Raw genomic sequence first — 12,098 nt, forward strand, 5'->3', positions numbered from 1 at the left:
ACGCACCCGCCGACAGCCGGGCCGGGACCGGCGCCGGGGGGCCGCTCAGGCGAGCGGGAACACGATGCGGGTCTGCCAGGTCGCGGGGTCCGGATCGGAGTCGGGGCCGGTGAGGTATTCCTCCCACATATCCGCCCCCGTTGTGAGGTCCTGCTCCTGGAGCCAGGCCGCGATCTGGTCGTAGGTGCGGGTCATCCCGTCGTAGGGGCCCGTGTAGATGCTCGTGATGGCCTCGCCGGCGGGCAACTCGGTCACCACCACGTCGGCGCTACCGTGGGCGGCGCCGGCGACCGGAAAGCCCGCGGTGACGTCGACGGTGTCGGTGGGCATGCCGTGATAGAGCGCCAGCGGCGGCCCGGCGGGGGCCAGGCCCTGCTCGGCCAGCGCCGCGGCCGACTTCTCGAAGGCGCGGCCGAAATACTCGGTAAGGTCGGCCATCTTGACCCTCTCGTGGACCCCCAGCATGGTGCGCGGTTCCAATTCGACACGATCGATCTGCATGGTGTGCTCCTTCGCTCGGGGACACTCTATTCCGCCCCGTGCGTGCGGCACACCCGGTGCCGGAGGCTAACCCTGGGCGGGAACCACGGCCGGGAGCACCGCGCGGGCATCGAGCCAGCGCTCCAGCTCCGCCGCGGGGATCGGCCGGGACAGGTGGTAGCCCTGGGCCACGTCGCAGTCGAACCGCGTCAGCTGCTCGAGCACCTCCTCGGTCTCGACGCCCTCGGCCACGATGCGCATCCCCAGGCTGTGGCCGAGGTGGATCGAGGACGCGACCAGAGCGGATGCCCGGTCGTCGTCGAGCATCGGGATGACGAAGGACTGGTCGAGCTTGAGTTCGTCGATCGGCAGGTCGCGCAGGTAGGCGAGCGAGCTGTAGCCGGTGCCGAAGTCGTCGACGGCGATCAGCACCCCGGCTTCCCGCAGGCGCATCAGGATGTTGCGGGCCCGGTGCCGGTCCACCAGCAGGAACTCCTCGGTCACCTCGAGCATGAGGGCTGCGCCTGGCAGGCCCCGTGCCGTGAGCATCCCGGTGACCACGCCGGCGAGCTGGTAGTCGGCCAGCGACCGTGACGACAGGTTGACGGCCACGGTGATGCTGCGACCCTGGTCCTGCCAGATCACGGCCTGGTCGAGGGCCAGTTCGAGGACCACGCGGGTGAGGGTGCGCATCAGGCCGCCGGTCTCGGCCACGTCCAGGAACTCACCGGGGTAGAGCAACCCCTTGGTGGGATGGTTCCACCGCACCAGCGCCTCGACGCCGGGAACCGTGTCCGTGGCGAGGTGGACCTTGGGTTGGAAGTGCAGGACAAGCTGATTCTCGGCCAGGCCGACACGCAGCTCGTGCAGCGTGCGCAGGCGGGCCTCGTCGTTGCTGTCGTCGTCGGGGGAGTAGATCCGCTGGCCCATCCGGGTGGCTTTCGCCGCGTACATGGCCATGTCGGCCTTGCGCATCAGCCCGCTCAGGTCGGAGCCGTGCTCGGGCGAGAGGGCGATACCGATGCTCAGGCCGAGTTCGAGGCTCAGGCCGTCGATCACGAGCGGCCGGGCGGTCACGGACCGCAACCGGCGGGCCATCGCCGACGCGCGCTTGCCGTCGGCGTGGTGCAGGTGCACTGCGAACTCGTCACCGCCGAGCCGGGCGAGCAGGTCACCGGCCTGCAGAGCGCCGGACAGGCGCGCGCCGATCCGTTCGAGCAGCCTGTCGCCGGCCTCGTGGCCGAGGCTGTCGTTGATCTCCTTGAACCGGTCCAGGTCCAGCACCAGCAGCGCACTCGGCCGGGCGTCGGCTGCCCGAAGCCGGGTGGAGACATCCACGGCCAGCGCCCGACGGTTGGGCAGGCCGGTGAGTTCGTCGGTGCGGGAGAGCGAGTGCAGCAGGCGCTGCCGGAAGGTCAGCGGGATCGTCGCCAGGGCCAGGGTTGCGCAGGCCAGGATCACCGCCAGCAGTGAGACGCGGGTCTGGCTGGCCAGCAGGAGTACGGCCAGGCTGGCCGCCGTGGCGACCATGGGGGCGGCGACCGCCGAGGCGGCGTCGCCGGTGCCGGCGGCGAGGGTCGTCATCGTCGGTCGTTCGGGCCGGTCGCGAACGCGCACCGAGACCAGAACCCAGGAGGTGATGAGGGCGAAGCCGATCGCCCAGGCGCCGTTGAGAGCCGATCCGATCAGCACCGGCTGCCCCTGCGCGTGCTGGGCGTAGACGATGTCGGCGGCGGCGAAGAGCAGCAGACCGACGACAAGCAGCAGGCCGCTTCGTCCCAGCACCCTCGCCGGTGTCGCGGCAATGCCGGCCAGGGCCGCCACCAGCAGCAGGTCGAGCAGGGGGAACGCCATGCTGAGCAGGACCGAGATCGAGAACGGGGAAGCGATGGCCGACTCCAGGACCGGCGCGAGCAGCACGGCGAGTACCGAGGTGGCGCCCAACGCGCCGACGGCGCTGGTGAGAAGCACCGGACGGGCTTGGGCGCGCAACGACCGGTGCGCGATCACGGCGAGAGTGGCGACCATGAAGACGTAGAACAACAGGTATCCGGCGTCCGCGAGCGAGGGCGTGAAAGCGGTGCCGGCATCCCCGGGCAGCAGCCGGTAGGCGGTGTCGCCGATGGCCAGCGCCGTCACCGCGGCCGCCGCGAAGACCACGTCGGGGCGGCTGAGGCGCACCCGGGCGACGGCCAGCCCAACAAGAACCACGGCCGCCCAGTTGCTGAACACAGCCAGCCAGCCGTCGACGAACGGGTTGAAACCGTCACCGTGAGAAACGAGTCCGATCAGGTTGGCGACAAGCACCACGGCGATGCCGCCGAATACGACCCAATCTGTGCGGAGCAGGCGCGGAATGCGGCTCGGAACTGTCGACGCGGGCTTCACGGCCGAGCTCCCTCCGAGACTGGATATCTTCGGGACACAGTGCCGCGACCTGCTCACTTTACTGCGTCGACAAGCACCCCTGAGCAGGGGTAGGGATGCCGACCCGGGCGCGGGTTAAACCGCGCCGGCCTCCGCACTGTCGAAGGAAGCCAATTCACCTTCACCCGACGGATGCGCCCCGGCCACGTCGATCAGCCAGGCGTAGTCGAATGCCCGCTCGCGCCATCCGGCATAGCGGCCGGAGACCCCGCCGTGGCCGGCCGACATCTCGGTCTTCAGCAGCGCATCTGCGCCCACTTCACGGAGCCTGGCCACCCACTTGGCCGGCTCCACGTAGAGCACCCGGGTGTCGTTGAGGCTGGTGACGGCGAGGATGCGCGGATAGTGCGTCTGGTGCACGTTCTCCAGCGGTGAGTACGACTTCATGTAGCTGTACACCTCGGCGTCGTGCAGCGGGTCGCCCCACTCGTCCCACTCGATCACGGTGAGCGGCAGGCTCGGGTCGAGGATCGAGGTGAGCGGGTCGACGAACGGTACCCCGGCCAGGATGCCCGCGAAGAGGGAGGGGGCCATGTTCGCCACCGCGCCCATCAGCAGGCCGCCGGCGCTGCGGCCCTCGGCCACGAGTCTGTCGGCCGAGGTGTAACCGCAGTCGATGAGGTGCTCGGCGCAGGCGATGAAGTCTGTGAACGAGTTGCGCTTCTGGTGGGTCTTACCGTTCTCGTACCAGAGCCGGCCGAGCTCGCCGCCGCCGCGCACGTGGGCGACCGCGAAGATCATGCCGCGGTCGAGCAGGCTGAGCCTGGAGATGCTGAACGACGGGTCGATGCTGATCTCGTAGGAGCCGTAGCCGTAGAGCAGGGTCGGCGCGGGCGTGCCCGGCTCGACGAGGTCGGTGCGATAGACGATCGAGATGGGAACCCTGGTGCCGTCGGCGGCCACGGCCCACTCGCGGCGCTGCTCGAACAGGGACGGGTCGTAGTGGCCGAGCACCGGCTGCTGCTTGAGCAGTCGCAGCTCGCCGGTCGCGACCACGTAGTCGTAGACCGTCGAGGGGGTCACGAAGCTCGTGTACCCCAGGCGGATGGTCGGTTGGTCCCATTCCGGATTGCCGCCCGTTCCGACCGAGTAGAGCTCTTCGTCGAAGGTGATCTCGGTGAGGCCGCCGCCGCGCTTGGTGGCGTAGGCCACCTGGGTCAGCCCGTCCTTGCGGTACTCCACCACCACGAAGTCCCGGAACGCGTCGACGCTTTCGAGGCGGATGCGCTCGTTGTGCGGCAACACCACTCGGCCCTCGCTCTGCGGGTCGCCGGCCGGCACGCTGACCAGTTCGAAGTTCACGGCGTTGTGATTGTGCACGATCAGCAGGCGATCCTCACCGTCGATGACGGCGTGCTCCACGTCGTACTCCACGTTGTCACGGCGCGGCCAGACCACGGTGAAATCGCCGGTGGGGTCGTTGGCGTCGAGCAGGAAGGTCTCGCTGGTGACGCTGGAGCCGGCCTCGATCATGAGGTAGCGGTTGCTGCGCGAGCGGCCGACGCCCACCCAGAAGCGCTCGTCGGGCTCGGTGAACACCTTGGCGTCGGCTGCCTGGCCGCCCACCTCGTGGCGCCAGACGGTGTCCGGACGCCAGGCGTCGTCGACGGTTGTGTAGAAGACGTAACGGCCGCTCGGGTCGAACAGGGCGCCGGCGCTGGTGTTCGGGATCTCGTCGGCGAGGTCCTCTCCGGTGGCGATGGTGCGCACCCGCACCGTGTAGCGCTCGTCACCCTCGAGGTCGACGGCGTAGAGCAGCAGGGTGCCGTCGTCGCTCACGTCGAAACTGCCCAGGGAGTAGAAGTCGTGGCCGGTGGCCTCGGTGTTGTCGTCGAGCAGGATCTGCTCGCCGGGCAGGCCTGGAGCGACGGTGTCTGTGCCGGTCGCGGGCTCGACCACCGGGGGAGTCCAGTCGTCCGGGCCGGCGATGGGGGCGCGGCAGTGGATGCCGTACTCCATGCCCTCGACCGAGCGGGTGTAGTGCCACCACTGTCCCCGCCGTACCGGAACACTGAGGTCGGTCTCCTGGGTGCGATCCTTGATCTCCTCGAAGATCTGCTCCTGCAGCAGCTCAAGGTGGCCGGTGCGGGCATCCGTGTAGGCGTTCTCGGCCGTGAGGTGCGCCGTGACCTCGGGGGCATCCTTGTCTCGCAACCACTCGTAGTTGTCGACGTACACATCGTTGTGGTGGATGCGCTGCGTGGGCTTCTGGGCGGCGACGGGAGGAAGGCTCATGCATTCAGCGTAACCATCCGATCCGACCGTGTCCCGTGTGAGGGCGGTGCGGGCGTGCCCGCCTGCCCGCCCGGTTTGGGGGTGGCCGGTGTTGATACCGGTCCGATCCCGGGGCCTAGGGTGAGGCTCGGGGCAGGTGAACCGACGAAAGGGCTGAGGGGTATGCATCCGCGGAATCGGCTGGGAGCAATGGCACGGCGAGGGGTGGCGGGGGCCGCACTGCTGGTCTTGCTGGCGGGCTGCACGGCCGGGCCTGGGTCGATAGCCCTTGTGCCGTCGTCGACGCCCACCGTGACGGATGCCGCCCCGGCGGCCACCGACGGCGTGCGGCTGGACTGCTCGGTCGTGGTGCCGGCAGCGGGCGTCGCCGGAGTCCTCGGCGTGCCGGTCGAGGACCTCATCCTGGGCGACCCTGTGCAGCAGACCGACGGCTTCGCCCCGAGCACCGCGCTGGTGGGGATCGCCATGGCCTCTGCCGCGCTGGAGGCATCGGGGCAGCAGTCGTGCCGGTACGTGGTGCCGGCCGGCGATGACCCTGGGCCTTCTGTCGTGGTCACGGTTCTGCCCGACAGTGGAACCTATTTCACCCTTACCGAGCCTGATTCCAACGACGGTCACCCGATGGCGCCGGTGGAACTCGGCGACGCCGCCTACTACGCCTGCCGGGGCGGCGAATGGCACGGCTGCCGTGCCCAGGTGCTGGTCGGCACGACCTGGCTCTCGATCACCGTGGCCATGCAGGAGCCGGCGGACGACGCATTCCTGGCCTATGCGGCCACAATGGTCGACCAGGTCAGGCACGTGACCTTGCCCGATCCGCTGGTGCCGCCCCGGGCCGAATGTCCGACGCTCCTCAGCCCGCACGACCTGACCGCGGCCGGCCGCCTGGTAGGCGCGAGCGGCGGCGACGTCACGCCCGTCGGCAGCGGCAACTTCAGGTTCCAGGTTCCGGCGTACCGTGCCGGCTTGGTGGATTGTTCCTGGGCGTCCGACCAGAGCGCACCCTGGGACGTGGTGAGGCTGACGGTGCTCCCCGCGGCCGGTGACGCGTGGAGGAGCATGGCCTTCGGTGCCCTGAATTCACCGATCGCCCTGCAGGCGGTCGACCTGGCGCGCGAGGCAGGAGCCGCCTGGCCGAAGGCCGGGGTGCAGGCGTACTCGGGCTGTGCTGAGTCGGACTGTCAGGTGACCCTGCTCGCGGGTGGGGTGTGGCTGACCGTGACCACCACCGGTCCGGCCGACCTCGCGGATGCCACGGCGCTCGCCGTGAGGGCTTACGCGCGCTATGCGGACGCCGTCTAGTTATTGCCTGGCCCTTCCGTACACACTTCTGAAACTCCCTTGTGGACTATCTGAGATTTCCTCACATATACCTCCGATTTGTGAGAGAATGGGGTTATGGATGAAGAGCTAGCCGGCTCCACCGCACCGACGGGAACTCCTCCCGCCGGCTCCAATCTCTGTGACTGGAACACGGCACTGGCCGCTCCGGCGCCGGATGCCTCCGACTTTGATGCGGCTGACTCCGATGCGCACAGCTCAGGCGCTACCGGCTCGGATGCTCACAGGCTAGGGGGCACCGCCGACACGGAGTCCGGGGCCGCTATCCGCCGCCCGTCGACGCCGCGTCTCGCTTCGGGTGAGGGGCGGCCGGCGTGGCGGGATCCGGCCGATCTGCCCGGGGTGCAGCGTGCGCGCACCGGGGTGTTCGGTGAGAAGTTGCAGGCCCTGGAGGATGCGGCTCGCACGGTGCGGGCGGTGATGGACTCGCTGGACGTGAATGCTCTGAGTGACGCCGAGGTGGTGGCGTTGACGCAGATGGTGGAGCGGGCGGGCCGGCCGGTGGATGCGGCCCGGGTCAGCACCGCGACGGTGGTGGGCTACCGGTCCCGGTCCGGGTTGGGCCGGGAGTCGATGGCCTGGCGGTTGGGTGCGACACACTCGAACGACTTGTTGATCCGGTTGACCGGCGCGTCGGTGCCGGAGATGAAACGCCGGGTGCTGCTGGGTGAGAAGGTGGCCCCGCGGGTGATGGGCGGGGCGGTGCTGGAGCCGGTGTTCCCGTTCGTGGCCGCGGCACTGGCCGCGGGCGAGCTCGGCATCGACGCGGCCGAGAACATCGTCAAGGGCCTGGCCGACTACAAGGTGCACGGCCGCTTCGACGCGAACCAGGCCGACGTGGACGCCGGTGAGGCCGGTTTGGTCGAAAGCGCGACCGGGTCGGTCTTCGGCCGCACGCCCGGCCCCGCGGACACCGGGACCGGCACCGGGACCGACTCGGGCACCGGCACCACGCCCGGCACGGCCACCGGCACAGGTCCGGTCGCCCGTCTGGGTGACTCGGCCGGGTTCACCTTCCCCGCCGACCGGATCCGGGACATGACCCTGACCTGGCAGGCCGCGCTGAACCCCGACGGCGCCGCACCCACCGAAGCTGTCCTCGAGGCCAAATCCACGCTGTCTTTCGGCAGGCTGACCCGAGGGTTGCACCCGCTGCGCGGCGGAGTCACCCCGGAGCTCAAAGGCATCATCCACACGCTCTTCGACAGTTTCCAATCCGCCCGCACCGCACCCGCGTTCCCCTCCGCCGAAGAGCAGCAACGCATCGAGGCCGGCGAACTCGTGCCCGGCGAGATCCTGGACGAACGCACCGGCGGCGAAAAACGCGCCGACATCCTCCGCGGCATCCTCGTCCAGGTCGCCCAAGACCCCCGCACCCCGACCATGGGCGGTATGCCACCGACCGTGATGGTGCACGTGAGCGCGACCGACCTCCTCGCCGGCATCGGCGTCGGCTGGATCGACGGCATCGACGGGCCGATCTCGATGACCACCATCAACCAAATGATCGACAACGGCGGCTTCCGACCGATCTTCTTCGGCGGCACCGGCGCCGTCCTGGCCCTGGGCAACAAAGCCCGCTGCTTCACCCCCATGCAACGCAAAGCCATCACCGCCCGAGACGGCGGCTGCATCATCCCCGGCTGCACCTGCCCACCCCAATGGACCGAAGTCCACCACGTCATCCCCTGGCAACACGGCGGACCCACCAACGTCACCAACGGAGTGCTCCTCTGCTGGCGCCACCACCACGGCATCACCAACACCGACGGCTGGAAAATCCGCATGCTCCTCGGCATGCCCGAAGTCAAAGCACCACACTGGATCGACCCCACCGGCACCTGGCGCAAACCACCCCAACACCGCGCCCACAACCCCACAACCCGAAAACCACCCCACACCGAATGACCCGAGCGGCGACGATTACCGCCGCGATGGGGGCTTCGTTAGGGTCGAAGAAGAGGCATCACAGCGACTCCGACGGTGCTTCGGAAGAAGGATCCACCATGACGAACGCCGAATCCACGTCCGAGAACACCGCGCGTGCTGATATCGAGGCCGATCTCCAGCGAATTCTGCAGGCGGTTCCCGAGGCTGCTCCCGAAACTGGTCTTGAAGCGGTTCCTGAAACTGGTCTCGAGGCGGCGCCCGAGAGCGGGGCGCACGCTGTGCTCGGCCGGGTCTTCCAGGGCGTGCTCTTCGACATGGACGGCACCCTGGTCGATTCGACCAAGGCCGTGAACCGGTCCTGGCAGCAGTGGGCAGACGAAATGGGCTTCGGCGCCCTGTTCTCCGGCATCCAGCACGGCCGCCCGGCCCGGGAGATGGTGGCCGACCTGGTCGCACCCGAGCTGGTCGAATCCTCGATCCTCCGCGTCAACCAGCTGGAGCTCGCCGACACCGACGACATCAGCATCCTGCCCGGAGCCGCGGAGCTGATGGCGACCCTGCCGGAAGGTCGCCGGGCGATCGTGACCTCGTGCGACAGCGCGCTGTGCCGCATCCGCCTCGACTCTGCCGGTTTCGCCGCGCCCGCCACCGTCGTCACCATTGAGGACACCGTGAAGGGCAAGCCGGCCCCGGACCCGTTCCTCGAGGCAGCCGACCGGCTCGGCCTGGATGCCCGCCAGTGCGTGGTCATCGAAGACGCTCCCGCGGGCCTCGCCGCCGGCCGCGCGGCGGGCTGCGCAACCATCGGCGTAGTCGGCACCCACTCCGCCGACGAACTGGACGCCGACCTTGTTGTGCCCAGCCTCGACCGCCTCCGCATCGAGCTGCACGACCACGGCGTGGTGTTCTCGCTCACGCCCCAGTCGTAAGCCCCCAGATCGCGGTCAACGCCTCGATCAGCAGGCCGACGGACGCGACCACTCCCAGCATCGTCACGCCCACCCATACCCAGATGGGCGTGAGCCCACGACCGATGCGGCGCTGCACGATGATCGACCGGCCCACGATGTAGACCCCGGTCGAGAGAAACGCCCACGCCCAGTGGAACGGACGCGCGTAACCGGCCCGCAACAGGGTGCGCCGGTCGGCGTAGGCCAGGGCGATCGTCGTGCCGTAGACGAGCAGGTTCAACAGATTGCGCAGCATCGTCGACGGGTCGAAAGTCTGCAGTCGGCCAGAGGATTGTTCGGCGAAGACCGACGCGAGCGAACCGACGGGGATCAGCAGGAGACCGAGCGTCGACAGCAGGGGCAGGAAGACGATGATCCAGAGCGGCACTGTGTAGACGACGGTGTCGGCCGCCAACGGTTGTTGCACGGGCGGCCCCAACTCGGCCGGACCCATCACGGCAGAGGTCCACTGGGTGCCGTCCCACCAGCGCAAGCCTGGCCCTCCCTCCGGATCGGCGTGCCAACGTGGTTCCCCGAGTTCTGGCGTGGTGGCGGTCATGATCTCCCCTCAGATGTTTCTCCTGACCCGTCCAAGGTAGTAGACAGGACACATGACTGGCCAAGAGCAGACCGAGATCGAGCGCAAATACGACATCGAGGGACTCCGGCCCGTTCCGTCCCTGCTGGGGGTTGACGGGATCACCGCCGAAACGGCGGAGGAACCAGTCATCCTGTCGGCCGTCTACTACGACACCGACGATCACGCCCTGGCGCGTAACCGCATCGTCCTGCGCCGTCGTGAGGGCGGCGGCGACGCCGGCTGGCACCTCAAGACCCCGGCCGACGAGGGCCGCACCGAGGTGCACTGGCCTCTCGATATCGGCGGTGCCGACTCCGCTGAGGGCGAACCGATCCCCGCCGATGTGCTCGAACCGGTGCGCGCGATCGTGCGCGACCGACCGTTGACCCCGCTGGCCCGGATCAGCACCGTGCGAACCGCGGTGCGGATTTCCGGTGCCGACGGCCAGGCCCTCGCCGAGATCGCCGACGACCTCGTCTCTGCCTCCGACGCGCGCGGCGGAACGTACCGCAAGTGGCGCGAGTGGGAGGCCGAACTGCTGGGCGGCGCCCCTGACACCCGGAAGAAGCGCACCAGACTGCTCGACGCCATCGAGCAGGAACTGCTCGCCGCCGGAGCGACCCCTTCGACGAGCGTGGCCAAGATCGCCCGAGCCGTCGGCGTTCGGTCCCTCACCGAGCTCAGCACCGCCGAAATGCTGCCCGGCCTGCTCCCTGCAGCGGCCCTGCAACACCCCGACTCGGCCGGCGCCATCGTCGTGGGCGCACTCCGCGAGCTGACCGCCACTCTCATCGCCAACGACCCGCTGGCGCGAGCGGATGCCCCGGATGCCGTGCACCAGATGCGCACCTCCGTTCGCCGCCTGCGCAGCGTCCTCGCGGTCTACGCCCGGCTGTTCGAGAAGTCGGCCGTGACCGACCTCCGCCTCGAACTGGGGCGCCTCGGCGTCGAACTGGGCCGAGCCCGCGATGCCGAGGTGCGCGGCGCCCGGCTGGCCGGCGAACTCGCCGGCGTCGCCGGCTATCCCAGCGGCTATCCCACCGACGACGCCCAGACCCGGCTTGTCGGCGGAGCGCGCCGGGACTACGCGGAAGGCCTCGGAGCGGTCCGCAGCTACCTCCTGAGCCCGCGCTACTACCGACTGTTGGACTCCCTGGAGCGCTTCGTGGCCTGGCCGCCGCTCACCAGCAGGGCCGAGCGGCCCGCCGCAGCCGAGATCGCCCGCGACCTCGAGAGGGCCGTCGGTGTCCTCGCGCGTCGCACCAGCGCCGTGACCGACGCGGATGCCCCGGAGCCGGCGCTGCACGAGGTGCGGAAGGCCGCCCGCCGGCTGCGTTACGCAGCCGAGGCAGTGGCAGCGGCCCAGCCCGTGGCCGGCGGACCGGCGACAGAACCCGCAGCACGGCCCGCCAAGAAGGCGGCCAAGAAGGAAGCAGCCAAGCGCGCCGAGGCCGCCGCCCGATTCGCCAAGCACCGCCGCGGCTACGCTCGCCTGGCCAAGGTGGCGAAGCCGCTGGTGAAGCGGCTCGGCGACCGGCACGACGGACTGCTCTACATCGAGGAACTCGACAGGGCCGCGCAGGCGGCACACGAGGGCGGCGAGAACACTCTGGTCTACGGCCTGCTCGTGGCCCGCGCCGAACGCCTGGACGAGACCGTACCCGTGGTTCTGTGTGAAGCCGAGCGAGCGGTGCGCGCGCTCAAGCGGCTCATCCGCGATCTCTGAGTCTTCGCGGCTACCAGCGCTTGGCCGAGGACGCCGTGATGATCTGCAGCAGGGCCGCACGCAGTTCTTCGGCGTTCTCGAGCGGGGGGAAAACGTCGGCCTCGAGGGTGCGGGCCTGCTGCCAGGCGGCGGTGCCGGCATCCGTGCGGGTGACCAGGTGGCGCCTGGCGTCTCGCTCATCGCGGATTCTGGCCACCAGGCCCTCCCGCTCCAGCCGGTCCAGAGTGCGTGACATGGTCTGCGTCTGCACCCGGGCTTGCCGGGCCAGCTCGGTCTGACTCTGTGCGCCGGGGCCGAGCAGATGGAGAACGATCAGCCCGGCGTGGGTGAGGCCGAGGGAGTCCAGAGCGTCCACCCAGGCATGCTCCACCAGCCGGGCCGCTGTTGAGAGCAGCCGGCCGTTCGGCCACTGAGACATGGCGTCGGAATCGGGAGTGGTCACCCTCTCAATGTACTGCTAGCGTGGTTT

Annotated in this window: 9 protein-coding genes; 4 read left to right on the plus strand and 5 right to left on the minus strand. The window is 69.5% G+C overall.

Translation table 11 applies throughout. From position 1 onward, the window contains the following. Positions 1-45: 45 nt before the first annotated feature. From E3T61_RS12585 to E3T61_RS12595, 3 genes are all read right to left on the minus strand, one after another. Positions 46-501 (minus strand): GyrI-like domain-containing protein, encoded by a 456-nt coding sequence (locus E3T61_RS12585; protein ID WP_134641211.1) that lies wholly within the window; start codon positions 499-501, stop codon positions 46-48. A gap of 66 nt (positions 502-567) precedes the next feature. Continuing rightward, positions 568-2,868 (minus strand): putative bifunctional diguanylate cyclase/phosphodiesterase, encoded by a 2,301-nt coding sequence (locus tag E3T61_RS22090; RefSeq protein WP_174777016.1) that lies wholly within the window; start codon positions 2,866-2,868, stop codon positions 568-570. Between the two features lie 114 nt (positions 2,869-2,982). Then, positions 2,983-5,142 carry a S9 family peptidase gene (locus E3T61_RS12595; protein WP_134641213.1) on the minus strand — a complete coding sequence of 720 codons (2,160 nt, stop codon included), beginning with the start codon at positions 5,140-5,142 and terminating at the stop codon, positions 2,983-2,985. Positions 5,143-5,331: 189 nt separating this feature from the next. On the opposite strand from E3T61_RS12595, the gene E3T61_RS12600 reads away from it, so the two are divergent. The 3 genes from E3T61_RS12600 (at position 5,332) to E3T61_RS12610 (ending at position 9,302) form a co-directional block, all read left to right on the plus strand. After that, positions 5,332-6,444 carry a hypothetical protein gene (locus tag E3T61_RS12600; RefSeq protein ID WP_134641214.1) on the plus strand — a complete coding sequence of 371 codons (1,113 nt, stop codon included), beginning with the start codon at positions 5,332-5,334 and terminating at the stop codon, positions 6,442-6,444. 96 nt (positions 6,445-6,540) lie between these two features. Then, positions 6,541-8,391 carry an HNH endonuclease signature motif containing protein gene (locus E3T61_RS12605; RefSeq protein WP_134641215.1) on the plus strand — a complete coding sequence of 617 codons (1,851 nt, stop codon included), beginning with the start codon at positions 6,541-6,543 and terminating at the stop codon, positions 8,389-8,391. 98 nt (positions 8,392-8,489) lie between these two features. Continuing rightward, positions 8,490-9,302: an HAD-IA family hydrolase gene (locus E3T61_RS12610; protein ID WP_198418688.1), complete on the plus strand. Its 813-nt coding sequence runs from the start codon at positions 8,490-8,492 to the stop codon at positions 9,300-9,302. On the opposite strand, the gene E3T61_RS12615 is transcribed toward E3T61_RS12610, so the two are convergent. Next, a complete protein-coding gene (locus tag E3T61_RS12615; protein ID WP_134641216.1) occupies positions 9,286-9,882 on the minus strand; it encodes a DUF2510 domain-containing protein in 597 nt (198 codons plus the stop codon). The two genes, E3T61_RS12610 and E3T61_RS12615, sit on opposite strands and share 17 nt — an antisense overlap. Before the next feature lie 52 nt (positions 9,883-9,934). Between E3T61_RS12615 and E3T61_RS12620 the strand changes: the two genes are divergently transcribed. Beyond that, complete coding sequence (locus E3T61_RS12620; RefSeq protein ID WP_134641217.1) at positions 9,935-11,629, plus strand: CYTH and CHAD domain-containing protein; 1,695 nt, start codon at positions 9,935-9,937, stop codon at positions 11,627-11,629. 10 nt (positions 11,630-11,639) lie between these two features. On the opposite strand, the gene E3T61_RS12625 is transcribed toward E3T61_RS12620, so the two are convergent. After that, the gene (locus E3T61_RS12625) at positions 11,640-12,071 is read right to left on the minus strand and encodes a MarR family winged helix-turn-helix transcriptional regulator (protein ID WP_241992547.1); all 432 of its coding nucleotides are present in this window, start codon (positions 12,069-12,071) and stop codon (positions 11,640-11,642) included. Positions 12,072-12,098: the final 27 nt, after the last annotated feature.

The organism is Cryobacterium lactosi (genome assembly GCF_004403945.1).
GTDB classification, from domain to species: Bacteria; Actinomycetota; Actinomycetes; order Actinomycetales; family Microbacteriaceae; genus Cryobacterium; species Cryobacterium lactosi.